Consider the following 18,844-nt stretch of genomic DNA (forward strand, 5'->3'; position numbering starts at 1 on the left):
GGAGTCTATAATGGCTGTTTCAAGGATGTATCTGAATACACAGCCACTTCTTCCTCTTTGCCAGCCTGCAAGCGATAAGCAGCAGCAGGTAGGAAAGGCAGATTTTTGCGGATTCCTGCAGGAAGCGCAAAAGGATGTGAATTTCTCGCGGCATGCAGCAGACCGGCTGCAGGAACGGAATATCCGTTTGAGCAATCAGGATCTGGTAAAGCTTGGCGACACAGTGGATCGGCTGGCACGAAAGGGAGCACGGGAATCGCTCATCTATATGAATGATGTAGCGTTGGTCGTCAGCGTGACGAACCGTACCGTGATAACGGCTATGGATGGCACAAGTGGAAATGAGAATATAATAACGAATATTGACAGCGCAGCAATCTTATGAAGTTGGACCTAACGGAAACTTTGGATGGCTGAATGACAGAGGCCGTCCTGCTGCGCATCAGTATGATGAAGAAAGAGATTCTTTCATGTAAGGAAAGGAAGTAATTCATTATGATGCGTTCGCTTTTCTCCGGTGTATCCGGACTTAAATCCCATCAGACTCGTATGGATGTCATTGGTAACAATATTGCTAATGTCAATACGACAGGCTTCAAATCAAGCCGCGTCACGTTTGCCGATACGCTTTCGCAGACGATGACTGGAGCATCTTCCCCAAGCGGTACGCTTGGTGGTACGAACCCGAAACAGGTCGGTCTTGGTACAGGCGTTGCGTCAATCGATCTGCTGTTTACGGATGGTTCTGTGCAGTCGACGGGTAAGAATACCGATCTCTGCCTGTCGGGTAACGGCCTGTTCGTGGTCAAGCAGGGGACGCAGACCTTCTATACCCGTGATGGTGCTTTTGAATTTGATGCGGACGGCAATTACGTCCTGCCGGGCTCTGGACTTTTCGTGCAGGGATGGACGGCAACGAATGGTACGTTGAATACGTCGGGGGCAGTGGGCAATATCCAGATCCCTGCTGGCAAGAGCATGGCCGCTGCGGCAACGACGACGGCAACCTATGCGAATAACCTGAATGCCGCAGCTTTGACGATAACGTCGATCACGCAGACGGTAAGCACGAGTGGTGTGACATATACGGCACCGGCTAATGCGACGACAACGCTGACCTGGTCGGATGGTACGACAACGGCTGGTACGGCAGGTACAACGTATACGATCGGCCAGGCTGGTACTGGTACGTTGACGCTGAAGTCGATTTCGGCGACGACGACAAATTCAGCGGATACATTGACTGCTTCGATAAATGCGCCGGTAACGATAACCATGAGTGATAAATCGACGGTTACGCAGACCACGGGTTCGTATACGCCGACTTACAGCCTGCCGCTTACTACGACAATCACTGCTTACGATACGCTTGGCAATGCGCATAGCATCCCTGTGTACTTCACGAAGACAAAGACGAGCAGTGCGATGGGCAATGAGTGGACGGTATCGATCACGTCTGATCCGACGGCTTCGTCTACTACCATAACGGAAAGCGATGGTTCGACAACGACTATCAATCTTACACCAGCAGTATTACACTTCTCGACAGATGGTAAACTGCTCAGTGGTACGGGTTCATTGGCACTGACTTTGACGAATGGCTCTACGGGAACCCAGAATATCACGTTGGCGATGGATTCGGTCACGCAGTATGCTGGCAACAGCACCATCAACGCTTCGGCAGATGGCAATGCTGCCGGTACGCTTTCGAGTGTCTCGATTGACAGCTCGGGCATCGTTACGGGCACGTATACGAATGGTGTCAAGCAGGCAGAGGCACAGGTGGCCGTAGCGCAGTTCACGAATGCTTCCGGTCTTACGAAAACTGGCAATAGCCTCTACCAGGAGTCGAACAACTCCGGTACGCCTAATGTCAAGACCGCTACGGATCTGGGTGTTACGATCACACCATCAGCACTCGAGATGTCCAACGTCGATATCGCTAACGAGTTCTCGGATATGATTGTTACCCAGCGCGGGTTCCAGTCGAACTCCAAGATCATCACGGTCGGCGATGAGATGATTGAGACTTTGATCAATATGAAGCGTTGATAACTAATAACGTGGCTTTGCGGCCGGTGCATGAAAATGCACCGGCCTTTATTCATGATTGTTTTCTGTTTGGAAATTTCTTGCAGGTTTTTTAGAGAATCTGGGAAAATAAAAAAGGAAATTGGGGGGGCGACGACGAAAAGAAAAAGAATGAAGATGTATAGTAGTGAGGATAAGGAGATGGGGCAGTTATGATAATGCTTACAAAATTTAATTCTAAGACAAATAAAAAAGGAGAATTTGTCCTCAATGCCGAAATAATAGAAACTATAGAGGAAACGCCGGATACGGTCGTCACGCTGACAAATGGCAAGAAGTTCATCGTCGATGAGCCGATGGATGAGATTGTCCGCCGCGTGATGAAATATCGTCGGGCGCTGCATCAATTTTGATGTAGACAAATCGAAAACTCTTGGTATAATTAGGAAAGCAGATTTAATGGAGGGAGTATCAAATGGCAGACGAAGAAAAGGAAAACGAGGCGGCGCCGGAAGAAGCGAAGAAGAAATCACCGATAATCCTGGTGGTAATTCTGGTACTGGTCGGCCTTGTTCTGGCCGGCGGTATTTCGTTCTTTATTACCACAAAGATGATGAAGGAAACGGCTACGGAGTCTGTGAGCGAGCATCATGACCCAGGGGTATTCATCAAACTTGGTGATGCCAAAGAGGGAATCATGGTCAATGTCGGTGGCCAGAAGGCCGGTAAGTTCCTCAAGGCAGGTATCGTACTTGAGATGAATCCTGGCAAGAAGGATAACATCGAGGAAGGCAAGCTCCAGCCGGTGGCAGAGACGAAAATCCTCGATACGACGATGCAGATCCTGCGTAGTGCCAAGCTCGATGAGTTTGATGCATCCAAGCAGGACGATCTGAAGAAGAAGATAAAGGATGAGCTCAATGCGAAGTTGGGAGCCGGCTCGGTCTATGATGTCTACATCACCAGTTTCCTGCTCCAGTAACATTACAGCAGTATAGCAGGAAGGAGGACGAAGGTTGGCAGATGATGTACTGTCTCAATCTGAGATAGATAAACTGCTTTCAGCGCTCTCAGACGGAACAGTATCCGCAGAAGAAGTCAAAGCAGACGAAGAACAGAAAAAAGTAAAAACTTACGATTTCAAGCGGCCGGACAAGTTCTCCAAGGATCAGATCCGAACCTTGTTCATGTTGCATGAGAGCTTTTCCCGGTTGTTGAATACCTACCTGTCCACGCATCTTCGCACATTGGTAAATGTCGAGGTGGCATCGGTTGAGCAGCTGACTTATCAAGAGTTTGTCCAGTCGTTGGCCAATCCGTCGGTAATCAGCATCTTGGCGGTTCCACCGCTCAAGGGAAACATTATCATGGAGGTCAATACCGAGATTGCCTTTGCATTCATCGATCGCGTATTTGGTGGTGAGGGTAGGACAGGTATTAAGCCACGTGTACTCACCGAAATCGAGGAAGTCGTCATGAAGCGCTTCATCGATACGGCGATGGGACATTTCAAAGAGGCTTGGTCCAATGTTGTCGAGTTCAGACCAACGTTAGAAGCGACGGAGTCGAATCCGCAGTTTACGCAGATCGTACCTCCAAGTGATATGGTAGTCATCGTCACGATTCAGATGAAGGTGGGCGATGTTGAGGGCATGATGAATATCTGTATCCCTTATCTGGTATTAGAGCCAATCATGTCCAAGCTGACCACGACGTTCTGGGTGGCATCTTCGGTTTCCAAGGATGACGATCCAGAGCAGGTCAAAATCCTGCAGCGTAAGATTGAACGCACTGAGGTACCGTTTGTCGTCCAACTGGGCGGCGTGGACATCACTATCAACGAGTTCCTGACTCTGGGCTTTGGTGATGTGTTGCAGATGGATGCCAAGGTGGATGACAATCTGCTCTGTCTGGTCGGGCATAAGCCCAAATTCTACTGCCGTCCCGGTACATCCGGCAAGAAAATGGCGGTACAGATAACCCAAATAATAAACGAAGGAGATGAAGATACTGATGAGTGACGATATGATCTCGCAAGAGGAGATTGACGCCCTGCTGAACGGCGGTGCAATACCGGAGGCAGGCGGCGATGCAGCACCCGCGGGAGAGTCGGAGGCAGCAGTTGAGGCACCAGCCGCAGACAGTAGCTCATCTCAGTTGGATGATGTACTCACGGATATCGAGAAGGATGCACTGGGGGAGATTGGGAATATCTCGATGGGCAGTGCAGCGACTACGCTTTCCGTACTGCTTGGCCATAAGGTAAGCATCACGACCCCGACTGTTTCGGTCTCGACGATGAGTATCATTCAGGAACAGTACCCGATGCCCTACCTTATCGTTGAGGTTGGCTATACGATTGGTATCGATGGCAATAATGTCCTGGCTATCCAGGCACAGGATGCCTCGATCATCGCTGACCTCATGATGGGCGGCGATGGCACGAATCCTGATACGGAAATCAATGAGATTGCTATGAGCGCCGTGGGCGAGTCCATGAACCAGATGATGGGCACGGTTGCTACTTCGCTTTCCACGATGTTCAACAAGAAAATCGATATCTCGCCGCCTAAGGTCAACCTGATCGATCTGGGCAATGAAGACAAAGTTACTGAGCTTGTCGGCGAGAATGAACCGGTGGTTCGGACGTCCTTCCGCATGGAGGTTGACGGTCTGATTGACAGTGAGATCATGCAGATCTTACCAGTATCGGTTGCTAAGGAAATGGTTGAGTCGCTGACGAACAGTGCGCAGGCAGAAGAGTCTGAGCCAGAGCCGGCTCCAGCACCCGCTCCTGCCCCGGCCGCTGCGGCACCCGCTCCGGCTCCGGCAATGGCGGCACCGCCGCCGCAGGCAGCTCCCGCTGCACCGGCGATGGCAGCCCCGCCGATGGGCGGCTATGGTATGGCGATGCAGCCTCATGTTGCAACGAACGTGCCGGTTCAATCCGCACAGTTCACGCCGCTTAATACGCAGCCTGTTCAAGTCAATGATGCCAATATCGGCTTGATCCTGGATGTGCCCTTGCAGGTAACGGTGGAACTGGGCCGTACGAAGAAATCCATCAAGGAGATTCTGGAGCTTACGAATGGTTCAATCGTAGAGCTTGACAAACTGGCTGGCGAGCCGGTAGATATCCAGGTCAATGGCAAGTTCCTGGCCAAGGGCGAGGTCGTTGTCATCGATGAGAATTTCGGTGTCCGTATTACGGAGATAGCAAGTCCAGCTGAGAGAGCGGCTAAGCTTCAGTGATACCCACTCTTGTTTTAGGCAGGACTTTCTTATATAATTAAAAATATATTGAACCAAGTCGAATGATTTTTTAAGATGAGGAGAGATGAAACATGGCAGTACGAGTATTGGTCGTTGACGATGCGGCATTCATGAGAATGATGGTTAAAGACATTCTTTCGAAGAATGGCTACGAAGTAGTCGGCGAGGCAGAGAATGGTATGAAGGCTCTGGAGAAATATCAGGAGCTTAAGCCGGATCTCGTTACGATGGATATCACGATGCCGGAGATGGATGGTATTAGCGCAGTCAAAGAAATCAAGAAAGTTGACCCGAATGCTAAGATCGTAATGTGCAGTGCAATGGGCCAGCAGGCTATGGTTATCGAGGCCATCCAGGCTGGTGCCCGTGACTTTATCGTTAAGCCGTTCCAGGCAGATCGTGTACTGGAGGCTGTCCGCAAAGCAGTAGGCTAATGGAGAGAAAACACATTCTTTTGACGTGTGTTATTGGGATACTGGTAATTCTAGTCTTGATGGATCCCGTCCTGGCTGCTGAAGAGGCGGCCAAGGGCGGGTATTTGTCAGGGTATGAGAATACAGACCCGAAACCCTCGTCGATTTCCTGGTGGTCATCTATTGCTTATTTGGTCAGCCTTTTTGCCATTTTTATTTTTGTGGTGGGGCTGGCTTATTTTGCTGCTCGCTTTCTGGGCGGGCGTTTTGCGCAACAGAAAATGGGGTATGGCGGGAAAATCCTTTCCCATCTGCCGCTGGGGCCGAATCGGTCGGTCTGTATCATTGAGATGGCTGGGCGCATGTTCATGCTGGGGGTAACTGAGCATTCGATTACCTTGTTGGCAGAGATAACCAATCCGGATGAGGTGGACAGGCTGCGTCGGGAGGAGCTGACAAGCTCCCAGGTACCGGAAATGTTCTCGCAGCAGCTAGGGAATCTGTCGGATCTTGTACAGAAGGTGCCACCGATTTTCCGCAAATGAGCAGCAATTGGTGTATATCTAAGAGTGAGAAAGGATTGTAGGCGCTTTGAAACGTCGGGATGTTCTGATTATGCTGGGGGGGCTGGCCTTCCTGCTGTTTATGACAAATAATGCCCTGGCGGCGCCTTTGATTCCTACGGTGAATGTGGATGTGGGAACCTCGGAAAAGCCACAGGATGTAGCAGTCACGCTGCAGGTCATGGCTTTGTTGACGATACTGACGCTGGCTCCTGGAATCTTGATCATGACGACATCGTTTGTCCGTATCGTCGTCGTTATCGGCTTCCTGCGCAATGCACTTTCGACACAGAATGTGCCGCCAAACCAGATCGTCATCGCGCTGTCGCTGTTCCTTACCTTCTACATCATGGCGCCCTATTGGGGGCAGGCAAACGAGAACGGTCTCCAGCCATATCTGGCCGGGCAGATTACCCAGGAACAGGCTTTGGAAAATGTTGCAGAGCCAATCCGTGAGTTCATGTTCAAGCAGACACGTGAATCGGATCTGGCCTTGTTTGTCAATCTGTCCGATGCGGAACGTCCTAATGGACCGGAAGATGTATCAACGTTCACGCTGATACCGGCATTCATCATCAGTGAGCTCAAGACGGCATTCCAGATTGGTTTCATGATTTATGTGCCGTTTATCGTCATCGATATGATCGTGGCAAGTACCTTGATGTCGATGGGTATGATGATGTTGCCGCCGGTCATGATATCGCTGCCGTTCAAGATCTTGCTGTTTGTCATGGTCGATGGATGGCATTTGCTCATCAAGTCCCTGATTGTCAGCTTCAAGTAGCAGGGGCATAAAAGGGAGGTTGTAGCATGTCGGGAGATTTGGTGGTCCAGCTGGGGCAGGAAGCCTTGTTCGTCGTCATGCTGGTGGCAGCACCGATGCTGGGCTTAGGCCTGATTGTTGGCCTTATGGTCAGTGTTTTTCAGGCAACGACTTCCATCCAGGAGCAGACGCTGGCATTTATCCCGAAAATAATTGCCGTCTTTGTGGCAATCTTGATTTTTGGGCCGTGGATGCTCCGTATCATGGTGGAGTATCTGACGAATGTTCTCGTCAATTTGCCGTCTTATATCGGTTAGAGGAGTGAATAATGGATTTCTATGATCTTTTGCAGGGCCATGCGGCAGTGTTTCTGTTACTGATGACCCGGGTCAGTGGGATATTCCTTATTTCTCCGTTTTTTGGCAGCATGAATATTCCTGTGTACTTTCGTGCGGTGGCATCGCTTGCGATGGCTGTTGTTCTGTATCCCGTCATTGATAATATGGGGATGATCCAGGCACCGGCAACGATATGGGCTTACGCAGGCGCTGTCTTGTCCGAGTTGTTTATCGGTTGGCTCATTGGCTTTGTCGCCTATATCTCGTTTGCGGCAATCACGATGGCTGGTAAGGTCATGGATATGCAGGTCGGATTTGCCATTGTCAATGTTATGGATCCAACTTCCGGTCAGCAGATGCCGCTTATCGGAAGTTTTCTTTATAATTTGACGGTCATTATCTTCCTGGTGGTCAATGGACATCATATGCTTATCGACGCTTTATTTGAGAGCTTCAAGCTGGTGCCATTGCTGTCGCTTTCCATGAATCTGTCGCTGCCACTGATCATTGCCAAGTTCACGACAGGGATATTCCTGACAGGCATGAAGATCGCAATGCCGGTGACCTTTGCCATCCTGCTGACGAATGTGGGCCTGGGTATCCTGGCTCGTACAATGCCACAGATGAATATCTTTGTTGTCGGTATCCCGATGCAGCTGACGATTGGTACGCTGATTTTGGCAATGGTCCTGCCGTTCTATGTATTATTCCTGGATGTGCTGTTCAATGAGATGTATGGAAATATCACAATCGCTTTACAGGCCCTACAATAGCAGGCCCTTTGTCTTTGACCTGCAGCTCTTTGCAGGCGATAAGACAGAGGAGCCGACTTCCAAGAAACGTGCCGACGCCAAGAAAAAGGGCCAGGTCGGCAGGAGTACGGAGCTCAATACGGCTTTTGTATTGTTGATCGGTTTCTTTATCATCAAGGTGATGTGGTCGAGTATCTATGGCAGCATCGCTGCGTACACGACGTATACATTCAGTCACCTGAATCAGCCGGTTGACACGGAGAATATAATACGCATATTCATCGGCATCATTGAGCTTTTGGCCCAGACGTCATTGCCCATCATGTTTGGCATCATGATCATGGGCCTGGCAATCAATTTCTTCCAGGTGGGCTTGAATTTCAATACAGAGGCGATTGGTTTCAAACCCGATAAGCTCAATCCTATCAATGGCTTTGGTCGTATCTTCTCGAAGCGGTCGTTGGTCGAGCTTGTAAAGTCTTTATTCAAGATTGCAATCATTGGTTTTTTCCTTTATGATTTCTTGAAAGATCATCTGATGGCGATGCCACAGTTTATCTATTTTGATTTGCCGAACAGTTTGGCGCAGATCGCAGACATCGTGTTCAGCATGGCCTTTGAGGTCATTGCCGTGATCATCGTGCTTGGTATTCTCGACTATGGTTATCAGAAATGGCAGACCACGCAGGATCTGAAGATGACCAAGCAGGAAGTCAAGGATGAGATGAAGCAGACCGAAGGTGATCCGCAGATCAAGGGCAAGATCAAGCAGAAACAGCGTCAGATGGCTATGAGCCGCATGATGCAGGAAGTGCCGAAGGCGGATGTCATCGTCACGAACCCGACGCATTTTGCGGTGGCCTTGCAGTACAGCAAGGGAATGGTTGCGCCGCTCATCGTGGCCAAGGGACAGGATCTGGTTGCTCAGCGCATCAAGGATATTGCGCGCGATGCGCGCGTGCCTATCGTTGAGAACCGTCCGTTGGCGCGGGCGCTCTATGCGAGTGCTGAGGTCGGTGACACTGTGCCGTCGGAGCTCTATCAGGCGGTCGCTGAGGTCCTGGCGTATGTCTACCGGTTGAAGAACCGGCGCCGGGCTTGATGGTTAATATATTTTTCGAAGGTAAGGAGAGTCATATATGGCTGCACCACAGGCAGCTGCTGCGTCAAATGCATTTGGCAAGGGCAGTTTTATCCAAAAATACAGTGATGTAATGATTGCGGTAGCAATCATTGTCATCGTTGTCATGATGATCATTCCGCTGCCAACGCTGCTGCTGGATATGCTGATCTGTCTGAATATCACGATCGCACTCTTGCTGGTCATGGCAGTTATCTATAACAAGGAAGCACTCGACCTGTCGATATTCCCTTCCTTGCTGTTGGTGACGACGTTGTTCCGTCTGGCACTCAACATATCCTCGACACGTCTTATCCTGCTCGATGGTTATGCTGGTGAGGTCATCACGGCATTCGGTAACTTCGTTGTCGGTGGTAATCCGGTTGTCGGTTTTATCATGTTCGTCATCTTGGTTGCCGTCAACTTCATCGTTATCACGAAGGGTTCTGAGCGTGTCGCAGAGGTATCGGCACGATTCACCCTCGATGCTATGCCTGGTAAGCAGATGTCTATCGATGCAGACCTCAATCAGGGAGCCATCACCGACGCAGAAGCCAAGATACGCCGCGAGAAGATCCAGCATGAGTCGGATTTCTTCGGCGCCATGGATGGTGCGTCGAAGTTCGTCAAGGGCGATGCCATTGCCGCTATCCTGATCATGTTCATAAACATTGCCGGTGGCTTCATCATCGGCATGATGCAGCGCAATCTTGAGGCTGTCCAGGCCTTGCAGACCTATACACTGCTGACCGTCGGCGAGGGCCTCGTCAGCCAGATACCGGCACTCTTGATTTCTACGGCAACAGGCCTGATCGTTACGCGTGCTGGTGCCGAAGGCAATATCGGCAGTGACCTCGTCAATCAGCTTGTTCGCAACGACCGTATTTATTTCATCCTGTGTGGCGTATTGCTGTTCTTTGCTATCATCCCAGGTTTGCCAGGAATACCATTCACGGTGCTGTCGCTGTTCTGCTTCTTCATTGGCCGCTTGCTGCGACAGGGAGTCGAGGTCAAGACCGAGACCCAGAAAGAGGCTAAGAAAGTCCAGGAAAAGAAGAAGGCTACGACACCGGAGAATATCGTATCGCTGCTGCAGGTCGATCCGATGGAACTGGAAATCGGCTATTCGCTGATTCCGCTTGTTGATACGGGACAGGGCGGTGACCTTCTGGACCGTATCGTCATGATCCGCCGCCAGTGTGCGCTCGAACTTGGCCTTGTCGTGCCGACAATCCGCATCCGCGACAATATCCAAATCAAGCCGAATGCGTATATCATCAAGCTCAAGGGCATTGAGATAGCCAAGGGTGAGCTCATGCTCGACCATTATCTGGCGATGAATTCCGGTACGGTATTTGAAGAGGTACCGGGCATCGAGACGACTGAGCCGGCATTTGGCCTGCCGGCCCTCTGGATTCCGGAGAATGAGCGTGAGCAGGCTGAGCTCAACGGCTATACCGTCGTTGATGCTGTATCGGTTCTGGCTACGCATCTGACAGAGGTCATCAAGCAGCATGCTGATGAGATCCTCGGCCGTCAGGAGACGCAGAACCTTATCGACAACCTCAAGAAGACCAACCAGTCGCTGGTCGACGAGGTTGTGCCGGATCTCATGAATGTCGGCGAGATCCAGAAGGTATTGTCCAATCTTCTTCGCGAGCGTATCTCGATTCGCGATATGGCGACGATTCTCGAGGTGCTTGCGGATTATTCACGAGCCACCAAGGATACGGAAATACTTACCGAGTATGTCCGCCATGCAATGGCGCGCCAGATTACCCAGCAGAATGTGCAGAATGGCACACTGCCCTGCATCACGCTGGATCCGGCGCTGGAAAACCGCATTGCCGGTGGTGTGCAGCGCACAGATCATGGCTCTTATGTCAGCCTCGATCCCGATTCGCTGCAGAAACTCATTACGGCACTCAATACAGAGCTGCCGAAACTTACAAACATGGGCTATCAGCCAATCGTGCTGACAAGTCCGGCGGTAAGGCTGTATTTCCGCAAATTGGTCGAGCGCTCTGTTCCGGGACTCATCGTCCTGTCACATGCTGAGATCGAGCAGAGTGTCGAGATTCAGATTCTTGGGGTGGTGAAGATCTAAGTGCAGATAAAAGTAGTCAAGGCTCCCTCGATGAAGGAAGCCATGCAGCAGGTAAAGGAAGAATTGGGACCAGATGCGGTCATCCTGCATACGAAAAAATACCGGGAGGGTGGCTTCCTGGGATATCATAGTTCGGAGGTCGTTGAGGTTACTGCCGCGATTGAAGAAGCAGACGCAAGGCAGGAGAAGAAGAAGGCGAAGCAGGCTCCGGCAGGCAGGCCAGCCAAGTCAATAGGCATGGGCAGCCGGTTGGACGTGGTGTCTCCGGCTGCACCGGTACTGCCGAACCAGGTTTTATCTCAGTACAAGACGAACGGGACAGAGGCAGGGGTGCGCATGGCGGAATCGCCAATCCCAGCACCTATGTTCCAGCAAGTACAATCTACTGGACAGGCTGGTAGTAGTACGCAGCCGTCAGTTCCCAGCGCAGACCCAGTCGAAACAGCAAAACAAGAGGAAGATGTACAAGTGATGGAAAAATCAGCAGCAGAAAACGTGGCATCCAATCCGGAAGATACTGAAAAGATCCAGCGGCTTGAAGACGAGCTGGCGCAGATGAAGGCAATGCTGGCGCAGGTGATGAGCAAGGACCAGCCGAAGGATCAGGTATCCATACAGGAAGCCCTGCGCCGTCAGGAAGTGGAGGAAGACCTGCTCAAGGATATGGCCGCGCAGCTGCCGGCGGGCGATACGCTGCTTGACAGCCGTGATGAGCGGGCTGCGGATGTGCTGGCCGGCTATCTGGGTGAGGCGATGAATTTCTCTGAGGGCATCACGCTCAATAAGCATGGTGTACGCATCGTGGCCTTGATTGGCGCTACTGGCGTCGGCAAGACGACGACATTGGCAAAGATTGCGGCCAGGTTCGTACTGGAGAAGAATATCCGTGCAGCGCTTATCACGGCGGATACCTACCGCATTTCGGCTGTCGAACAGCTAAAGACCTACTCGGATATCATCGGCCTGCCTCTGGAGATCGTCTATTCGCCAGATGAGCTCAAGGTGGCTATCCATAAGCATCGTGATAAGGATCTGATCCTTATCGATACGGCGGGACGCAGCCAGCATAACGAATATCAGATGAAGGAACTGCAGGATTTCCTGGCAGTGAATTCTCATATCGAGTGCCATCTGGTAATGAGTGCGACGACGAAAAGCCGTGATGCAGCTGATATCCTTGAGAAGTTTTCGGTCTGTGAGCCGGATCGGGTCATCTTCACGAAAACCGATGAGACCAGCAGTGTCGGACTCATACTGAATCTGCTGGCCCAGCGGGACATCGCGTTGTCCTTCCTGACGAATGGACAGAGTGTTCCCGATGATATCGTACCGGCGACACCGGTGAAACTCGCTGAATTGCTGTTGAGGGAATAAGATGGGAGATCAGGCGCAAAGACTTCGCCAGCTGGTTGGCGATAAAACGGAATACCCGACAGATTACAGTGTACGCAGCGCAGCTGATCCAGCAGAATTGCGCACTGGTGCCCTGGGCACCAGAGTATTGGCTGTGACGAGTGGCAAAGGCGGCGTCGGTAAGACGAACCTTACGGTCAATCTGGCAATTGCGCTGGGGATGGCTGGACAACGCGTTCTCGTCATCGATGCAGATCTGGGCATGGCGAATGTTGATGTGGTGCTGGGCAGCATGTCGCGCAAACATTTGCTGCATCTGCTGGAAGATGGTACGGAACTGCAGGATGTCGTGATGCATGGGCCCTATGGTGTCAATTACATCTCCGGAGGATCGGGCATCGAGAAGGCAGCAGAATTCACGATCGAGGAGCGGCAGCGTCTGATGCAGAAACTGACTGGCTGCGCAGAGTTGGCGGATATCATCCTTATTGATACGGGGGCTGGTCTTGGCAAGAATGTTATGGATTTCATCCTTGCTGCTGATGAGGTCCTGCTTGTGACAACGCCAGAACCGACAGCCTTGACCGATGCCTATGCTGTCATGAAGGCGTACAGTATGTATGCGAGCCATCAGAATATCCGGCTGGTTGTGAACCGCGTCTACGATGAGGCAGAAAGCCGTGAGGTAGTGGCAAAACTGCAGCAGACGTCGGAGCGTTTCCTGAACATGCCGATTGATTGCCTTGGATATATTTTCGAGGATACAGCCGTCATGCGGTCGGTGCGCAAGCAGACACCGTTTTTGGTAGCGCATCCTGGCAGTACGGCGGCACGGTGCATACAGGCTATGACCAATAGTGTCCTGTATGGCAGCAAGATGAAGGTTACGCAGGGGTGGAGAGGATTTTTGCGACAAATTTTTAGTTTTTCGCGTTAAACATGGAGGAACTTTACTATGGCGGGCGAATTAATAAAAGCAAGGGATGTCTTAAAGATTGGCCAGCGCGTGGAGTTTTTTGTCGAAGCGAGCGATGAACGCCATGCAAGCCGTATCGAGGGCATGACGGATGAAGAACTGATCGTGGCAATGCCGATGAGCAGCAAGCATGTGCCTATCATTCCACTTAGTGGATCGCACTTATATGGAGTGGCAGTAGGCAGGCAGTGCCAATATCGTTTCTTCACGACTTTTCACGAGACAGGGATGCTCGATGAACGCATTGCCGTCTGGTATATCAGTTTTCCAGAAGAAGTTGAGCGGCATCAGAATCGCGAGTTTGTCCGTGTGAAGGTCAATCTGCCGGTGATGGTACGGCTTATCGATGAGGAAGGAACCATCCTGTCGCCGGTGACGACTCGGATGGTCGATCTCAGCGGCAATGGGATCTGCTTTGCGCTGGATCGGGAGGTCAAGCCTGGCATGCAGGCAGCGCTTTCGCTTGACAGCATCCCGGGCGTGGGCTCGATTGAGCAGATGTGCAAGGTGGCCAGCTGCAGGAAAATCGAGAAGGATGATGGTGAGTACGTATATCACATCGGTGCATCGTTCCAGCATCTGCCACGCGCCGTGAGCAATCAGATTGTCCATTACCTGTTTACCGTACAGCGGACAACGATTGCTAAGGGAATCAACAAGAAGGACTTGTAAGGAGTTCTGAATGGGGGGAGCAGGATGATTCGTGTCTTGGTTGCCGATGATTCAGCATTTATGCGAAAAGTCTTAGCAGACCTGTTCCAAAAACAGCCGGACTTCGATGTAGTCGGGACGGCAATGGATGGCAAGGATGCGGTCAAGAAGGTAAAGCAGCTCAAGCCTGATCTGGTGACGATGGATGTCAACATGCCGGTCATGGATGGCATCAACGCATTAGCTGTCATCATGGAATCGTGTCCGGTGCCGATAGTTATGCTGAGCAGCTTGACACAGAAGGGAACGGATGCTACAATTCGGGCATTGAGCCTTGGCGCGGTGGATTTTATCAGCAAGGCCGGTGGATCGATCTCGCGCATTGATGACATCGAGGAGGAAATCCTTGCCAAATGCCGCAATGCTGCCAGGGCGCACGTCCATCGAACGTCCATGGCAGTGAAGTCGCAGGCAGTGGCATCAGTACCACCTGCCATGAAACGGGGAGAGCTTCCGCGTCGGCAGGGAATGAAGCTTACTACGCCGGCTGTAGCTCAGCCACCTGCCGGGCAAACGACAGGTGTAGGCGGCAAGCGGTTCAACCCACTGCTGCAGCCTCGTGCGAATGCGCCGGCAGCTGCCAGCAGGCCCGTACCTGTGATGAGCGGTTCTGTGGGAACCAGCAAGAAACTGGTAGTGATCGGCACATCGACAGGCGGGCCACAGGCATTGCAGAATGTCATAACAAGACTGCCGGGAAATCTTCCCTGCGGGGTTGTAGTGGTTCAGCATATGCCGTCAGGATTTACGAAAGCATTGGCTGACCGGTTAAACTCCATATCACAGGTGTCCGTCAAGGAAGCTGAGGATGAGGAGGTAATCCGGCCTGGCTATGTATATATTGCACCAGGAGATTTCCATCTGCGCATCAAAGAAGAAGGCGGAACACGCAAGATCAAGCTCAGTCAGGAGGCGCGGGTGGGAAACCATCGTCCGGCGGTAAATGTGATGTATGACTCAGCTGCACCATTGGGCAAGAACCTTGTGGCTGTCATCATGACAGGCATGGGGGCTGATGGCTGTGAGGGAATGAAGAAGATCAAAGCAGCTGGAGGTTACAGCATTGCGCAGAACGAGCCTACCTGTGTGGTTTATGGAATGCCAAAAGCAGTGGTGGATGCAGGGCTGGCCGATGAGATTCGGCCGTTGCAGGACATCGCCAATGCCATCGTCGAGGCTGTAAAGAGATAGAAAGGATATAGGGGGAATACAAATGGAAACAAATCAGTATATGGACATGTTCTTGGATGAGTCACATGAACATTTACAGTCTTTGAACGAAGGACTGCTGAGCCTGGAGGAGAATTCAGAGGATGTGTCGGTCGTCAATGACATCTTCCGCAACGCGCATACGCTGAAAGGCATGTCGGCAACTATGGGATATAATAAGATTGCCGAGCTGACGCATGAGATGGAAGATGTTCTCGATCTTATCCGCAAAGAACAGCTCAAACTCGATGAGGATATCATCGATACGCTGTTCAAATGCTTGGATTCGCTCGAGCAGATGATCAACAGTGTAGCAGATGGTGAGTCGGAAGATGTCGTTGATGTATCCGACCTCGTGGCAAAACTCAGCTCGATCTCTAAAGGTGAGCCGGCACCGGCAGCTGCAGCACCAGCAGCTGCTGTGCCTGCGGCTGCTGCACCGGCAGCTGCTTCTGCTGGCGGCATGCAGCTTACGGATATTGACCGTGACATGCTGCGCCAGGCGAAAGAAGGCGGCATGATTGGCGTACATGTCCAGATCACGTTGTCGGAGACCTGCCTGCTCAAATCGGCACGTTCCTACATGGTAATGAATGCGCTCGATGAGATCGGCGACGTCGTGAAGTCTGTACCTCCGGCTGAAGACCTGGAGCAGGAGAAGTTCGACCATACCTTCGATATCCTGGTCGTTACGGGGGCAGATAAGAAAGCCGTAGAGGATTCGCTGAGCAGCATTTCCGAGATTGATAAGATCCTGGTCGAGGTAGTCGATCCGGATGCACAGGCAGCCCCGGCTCCAGCTGCAGCTCCGGCTCCGGCAGCAGCGGCACCGAAAGCAGCTGCACCGGCTCCGGCAAAGAAAGAAGCAGCTCCGGCAAAGAAAGCAGCACCGGCGAAGGCAGCTCCGCCGAAGAAACAGCACCAGAGCCAGTCGGTTCGCGTTGATATCGACAAGCTCGATACGCTGATGAATCTCATGGGCGAGCTCGTCATCAACAAAGTCCGTCTTGAACAGATTGGTCAGACGCATCGTTTGGCTGAGCTCACTGAGACTCTGGAGCAGATGGATCGTGTGACGACTGACCTGCAGAACATCGTCATGAAGGTCCGCATGGTCCCGGTCAGTGCAGTATTCAATCGTTTTCCGCGCATGGTACGCGACGTTTCCAAAGAGCTCAATAAGGAAATCAACCTGACCATCGAGGGTGAGGAGACAGAGCTCGACCGTACCGTTATCGATGAGATCGGCGATCCGATCATGCATCTTCTGCGCAACTCTCTCGACCATGGTGTCGAGCATCCGGATGAGCGCGAAGCAAAAGGCAAGCCGCGTACTGGTGAGGTCGGCCTTATTGCCCGTCATGAAGGCAACAACGTCGTCATCATGGTTACTGATGATGGCGCTGGTATCGCAGCCGACAAGATCCGCAAGAAGGCTGTCGAAAAAGGCATGATCTCGCAGGAAGATGCGGATAAGCTCGAGGATGCGGATGCAGTGCGCCTGATTTTCCTGCCTGGCTTCTCCACGGCTGAGCAGATCACGGATATCTCGGGCCGCGGCGTTGGTATGGACGTTGTCCGCAGCAAGATCGAGTCGCTTTCCGGTCATGTCGATGTTGAGACGAAGATTGATGAAGGTTCGGTATTCAAGATCAAACTGCCGTTGACGCTCGCTATCATCCAGGCGATGCTCGTCAAGGTACAGGAAGAGATGTATGCGATTCCGCTGGGCTCGATTGACAGCACGATCAATATCCAGCCAGAGGATATCAAGACAGTAAGGAATAAGGAAGTCATTGTCCTGCGTGGTGAGATCATCCCGATTATCCGCATGGAAGAGACGCTGCAGGTACCGCACGTCAAGGATTCGGATGAGATTTTCGTAGTCGTTGTCCATGCTGGCGAGGCTAAAGCAGGTATCGTTGTTGACAACTTGATTGGACAGCAGGAAATCGTTATCAAGACCTTGGGCAACCTGTTCGCAGGCCTCAAGATGTTCTCTGGTGCAACGGTTCTCGGCGATGGCCGTGTTGCCCTGATCCTGGATGTCGCTACGATGATGCAGCAGTAAGAGGAGGTAGCTGAGATGGCAAATGAAGAGAACATGAATGAGATGGATGAAGGCAGACAGGTAGTAGCCTTCAAGCTTCGGGATGAGGAGTATGGTGTCAGCATACTGAATGTCCAGGAGATCCGCAATCTCACCGATATTACCCGCGTTCCTTTTTCCGCTGATTTCATCAAGGGCGTCATCAATCTGCGCGGTTCTGTGCTGCCGGTCATTGACCTCAAGAAACGCCTGGGACTCGCGGAAACGCCGTATACGGATGATACCCGTATCGTCACGGTGAATATCGACGATCTGCACGTCGGTATGCTTGTCGATGCAGTGACGGAAGTACTCACGATTGACAGCAAGCCGGTGGATACGAAAAAGGCGATCAATGATAAGAGCGGGTCGCGTTTCCTGAGCGGTATCGGCAATGTAGATGGCCGCTTGATCATCATGCTGAATCTCGAAGAGATTATCGGCAATGTCGGTGATGGCAAATAACTAGATAGTATCAGTGAAGGGGAGGGCTACGGCACGTCCCCTTCCTGTAGAAGAGAGGTCCAACTATGACAGATGAATTGAATCTTTCCGCCAATCAGCTTGATGCCTTGCGGGAGATTGGCAACGTTGGTGCGGGCAACTCCGCGACAGCGCTGTCGCAGGTCATCAATCGACGAATTGATATGAATGTACCAAAGGTAGCACTTGTTCCGCTCGAGGCCGTACCAGATCTGGTCGGTGGACCGGACGCTGTTGTCGTTGGTATATTCCTGCGCGTCTACGGCAAAGCACCGAGCAACATCCTGTTCCTGCTGCCGCAGAAAAGCGCGTTCTACCTGGTAGATACGCTTATGGGCAAGCCGCATGGTTCGACGACTTCGCTGGATTTCATGGATGAGTCGGCACTGATGGAGATCGGCAATATCTTGTCCGGTGCATATCTCAATGCATTCTTTACTTTCACGAAGATTACGATGCTGCCATCAATCCCTGCCTTGGCAATGGATATGGCAGGCGCAATCCTCAACGTCGTTTTGGCACAGCTGGGACAGATGGGCGACCAGGCACTTGTCATTGAAACGGAATTCCTCTCCGAGGATGATGGCATCAATGGCCAGTTCTTCCTGGTTCCAGATCCAGGCTCGTTGAATACAATTATTGACGCGGTAGGAGTTGAGTGAT

20 protein-coding genes are annotated in these 18,844 nt (G+C 51.6%); all 20 read left to right on the top strand.

Annotated elements, in window-relative coordinates; all coding sequences use genetic code 11:
* Positions 1–10 precede the first annotated feature (10 nt).
* The 20 genes from BM322_RS08665 to BM322_RS08760 all read left to right on the top strand — a co-directional run bounded on the left by BM322_RS08665 (position 11) and on the right by BM322_RS08760 (position 18,843).
* Complete coding sequence (locus BM322_RS08665) at positions 11–385, top strand: TIGR02530 family flagellar biosynthesis protein (protein WP_075429690.1); 375 nt, start codon at positions 11–13, stop codon at positions 383–385.
* A gap of 110 nt (positions 386–495) precedes the next feature.
* A complete protein-coding gene (locus BM322_RS08670; protein ID WP_075429691.1) occupies positions 496–2,052 on the top strand; it encodes a flagellar hook protein FlgE in 1,557 nt (518 codons plus the stop codon).
* A gap of 191 nt (positions 2,053–2,243) precedes the next feature.
* Positions 2,244–2,444, top strand: a complete 201-nt coding sequence (locus tag BM322_RS08675) for a flagellar FlbD family protein (protein WP_075429692.1) — start codon at positions 2,244–2,246, stop codon at positions 2,442–2,444.
* 62 nt (positions 2,445–2,506) lie between these two features.
* Entirely contained in the window at positions 2,507–3,013 is a 507-nt protein-coding gene (locus BM322_RS08680; RefSeq protein WP_075429693.1) for a flagellar basal body-associated FliL family protein, read from the top strand.
* A 34-nt stretch (positions 3,014–3,047) separates the two neighbouring features.
* On the top strand, positions 3,048–4,052 hold the full coding sequence (gene fliM / locus BM322_RS08685; protein ID WP_075429694.1) for a flagellar motor switch protein FliM: 1,005 nt from the start codon (positions 3,048–3,050) through the stop codon (positions 4,050–4,052).
* Complete coding sequence (fliY, locus tag BM322_RS08690; RefSeq protein ID WP_075429695.1) at positions 4,045–5,283, top strand: flagellar motor switch phosphatase FliY; 1,239 nt, start codon at positions 4,045–4,047, stop codon at positions 5,281–5,283. The genes fliM and fliY overlap by 8 nt, the downstream gene beginning before the upstream one ends.
* A 92-nt stretch (positions 5,284–5,375) precedes the next feature.
* Positions 5,376–5,738 (top strand): response regulator, encoded by a 363-nt coding sequence (locus tag BM322_RS08695; RefSeq protein WP_014423701.1) that lies wholly within the window; start codon positions 5,376–5,378, stop codon positions 5,736–5,738.
* Positions 5,739–5,797: 59 nt separating this feature from the next.
* A complete protein-coding gene (gene fliO, locus BM322_RS08700) occupies positions 5,798–6,262 on the top strand; it encodes a flagellar biosynthetic protein FliO (RefSeq protein ID WP_318254579.1) in 465 nt (154 codons plus the stop codon).
* Between the two features lie 70 nt (positions 6,263–6,332).
* Positions 6,333–7,064 carry a flagellar type III secretion system pore protein FliP gene (gene fliP / locus BM322_RS08705; RefSeq protein ID WP_075429699.1) on the top strand — a complete coding sequence of 244 codons (732 nt, stop codon included), beginning with the start codon at positions 6,333–6,335 and terminating at the stop codon, positions 7,062–7,064.
* A gap of 26 nt (positions 7,065–7,090) precedes the next feature.
* On the top strand, positions 7,091–7,360 hold the full coding sequence (gene fliQ, locus BM322_RS08710) for a flagellar biosynthesis protein FliQ (RefSeq protein WP_075429701.1): 270 nt from the start codon (positions 7,091–7,093) through the stop codon (positions 7,358–7,360).
* 11 nt (positions 7,361–7,371) lie between these two features.
* Positions 7,372–8,154: a flagellar biosynthetic protein FliR gene (gene fliR, locus BM322_RS08715; protein ID WP_075429703.1), complete on the top strand. Its 783-nt coding sequence runs from the start codon at positions 7,372–7,374 to the stop codon at positions 8,152–8,154.
* Positions 8,108–9,235 (top strand): flagellar biosynthesis protein FlhB, encoded by a 1,128-nt coding sequence (flhB, locus tag BM322_RS08720; RefSeq protein WP_407047829.1) that lies wholly within the window; start codon positions 8,108–8,110, stop codon positions 9,233–9,235. The genes fliR and flhB overlap by 47 nt, the downstream gene beginning before the upstream one ends.
* A gap of 37 nt (positions 9,236–9,272) precedes the next feature.
* A complete protein-coding gene (gene flhA, locus BM322_RS08725; RefSeq protein ID WP_075429707.1) occupies positions 9,273–11,360 on the top strand; it encodes a flagellar biosynthesis protein FlhA in 2,088 nt (695 codons plus the stop codon).
* Positions 11,361–12,734, top strand: a complete 1,374-nt coding sequence (gene flhF, locus BM322_RS08730; protein ID WP_075429709.1) for a flagellar biosynthesis protein FlhF — start codon at positions 11,361–11,363, stop codon at positions 12,732–12,734.
* A gap of 1 nt (position 12,735) precedes the next feature.
* Positions 12,736–13,650 (top strand): MinD/ParA family protein, encoded by a 915-nt coding sequence (locus BM322_RS08735; RefSeq protein WP_075429711.1) that lies wholly within the window; start codon positions 12,736–12,738, stop codon positions 13,648–13,650.
* A gap of 18 nt (positions 13,651–13,668) precedes the next feature.
* Complete coding sequence (locus BM322_RS08740) at positions 13,669–14,361, top strand: flagellar brake protein (protein ID WP_075429713.1); 693 nt, start codon at positions 13,669–13,671, stop codon at positions 14,359–14,361.
* Positions 14,362–14,385: 24 nt separating this feature from the next.
* Complete coding sequence (locus tag BM322_RS08745; RefSeq protein ID WP_075429715.1) at positions 14,386–15,591, top strand: chemotaxis response regulator protein-glutamate methylesterase; 1,206 nt, start codon at positions 14,386–14,388, stop codon at positions 15,589–15,591.
* A gap of 22 nt (positions 15,592–15,613) precedes the next feature.
* Complete coding sequence (locus BM322_RS08750; RefSeq protein WP_075429717.1) at positions 15,614–17,680, top strand: chemotaxis protein CheA; 2,067 nt, start codon at positions 15,614–15,616, stop codon at positions 17,678–17,680.
* A gap of 15 nt (positions 17,681–17,695) precedes the next feature.
* A complete protein-coding gene (locus BM322_RS08755; RefSeq protein ID WP_033169888.1) occupies positions 17,696–18,163 on the top strand; it encodes a chemotaxis protein CheW in 468 nt (155 codons plus the stop codon).
* A gap of 65 nt (positions 18,164–18,228) precedes the next feature.
* Positions 18,229–18,843 (top strand): chemotaxis protein CheC, encoded by a 615-nt coding sequence (locus tag BM322_RS08760; RefSeq protein WP_033169889.1) that lies wholly within the window; start codon positions 18,229–18,231, stop codon positions 18,841–18,843.
* The last annotated feature ends 1 nt before the right edge of the window (position 18,844 follow it).

It is taken from the genome of Selenomonas sp. GACV-9 (assembly GCA_900116485.1).
Taxonomy (GTDB): domain Bacteria; phylum Bacillota; class Negativicutes; order Selenomonadales; family Selenomonadaceae; genus Selenomonas_A; species Selenomonas_A ruminantium_G.

Bases quoted from the DNA above. Each gene is read 5' to 3' on its own strand.
- BM322_RS08665 (WP_075429690.1), top strand. From the start codon at position 11: ATGGCTGTTTCAAGGATGTATCTGAATACACAGCCACTTCTTCCTCTT.
- BM322_RS08670 (WP_075429691.1), top strand. From the start codon at position 496: ATGATGCGTTCGCTTTTCTCCGGTGTATCCGGACTTAAATCCCATCAG.
- BM322_RS08675 (WP_075429692.1), top strand. From the start codon at position 2,244: ATGATAATGCTTACAAAATTTAATTCTAAGACAAATAAAAAAGGAGAA.
- BM322_RS08680 (WP_075429693.1), top strand. From the start codon at position 2,507: ATGGCAGACGAAGAAAAGGAAAACGAGGCGGCGCCGGAAGAAGCGAAG.
- fliY (WP_075429695.1), top strand. From the start codon at position 4,045: ATGAGTGACGATATGATCTCGCAAGAGGAGATTGACGCCCTGCTGAAC.
- BM322_RS08695 (WP_014423701.1), top strand. From the start codon at position 5,376: ATGGCAGTACGAGTATTGGTCGTTGACGATGCGGCATTCATGAGAATG.
- fliO (WP_318254579.1), top strand. From the start codon at position 5,798: ATGGATCCCGTCCTGGCTGCTGAAGAGGCGGCCAAGGGCGGGTATTTG.
- fliP (WP_075429699.1), top strand. From the start codon at position 6,333: ATGCTGGGGGGGCTGGCCTTCCTGCTGTTTATGACAAATAATGCCCTG.
- fliQ (WP_075429701.1), top strand. From the start codon at position 7,091: ATGTCGGGAGATTTGGTGGTCCAGCTGGGGCAGGAAGCCTTGTTCGTC.
- fliR (WP_075429703.1), top strand. From the start codon at position 7,372: ATGGATTTCTATGATCTTTTGCAGGGCCATGCGGCAGTGTTTCTGTTA.
- flhB (WP_407047829.1), top strand. From the start codon at position 8,108: ATGAGATGTATGGAAATATCACAATCGCTTTACAGGCCCTACAATAGC.
- flhA (WP_075429707.1), top strand. From the start codon at position 9,273: ATGGCTGCACCACAGGCAGCTGCTGCGTCAAATGCATTTGGCAAGGGC.
- BM322_RS08735 (WP_075429711.1), top strand. From the start codon at position 12,736: ATGGGAGATCAGGCGCAAAGACTTCGCCAGCTGGTTGGCGATAAAACG.
- BM322_RS08740 (WP_075429713.1), top strand. From the start codon at position 13,669: ATGGCGGGCGAATTAATAAAAGCAAGGGATGTCTTAAAGATTGGCCAG.
- BM322_RS08745 (WP_075429715.1), top strand. From the start codon at position 14,386: ATGATTCGTGTCTTGGTTGCCGATGATTCAGCATTTATGCGAAAAGTC.
- BM322_RS08750 (WP_075429717.1), top strand. From the start codon at position 15,614: ATGGAAACAAATCAGTATATGGACATGTTCTTGGATGAGTCACATGAA.
- BM322_RS08755 (WP_033169888.1), top strand. From the start codon at position 17,696: ATGGCAAATGAAGAGAACATGAATGAGATGGATGAAGGCAGACAGGTA.
- BM322_RS08760 (WP_033169889.1), top strand. From the start codon at position 18,229: ATGACAGATGAATTGAATCTTTCCGCCAATCAGCTTGATGCCTTGCGG.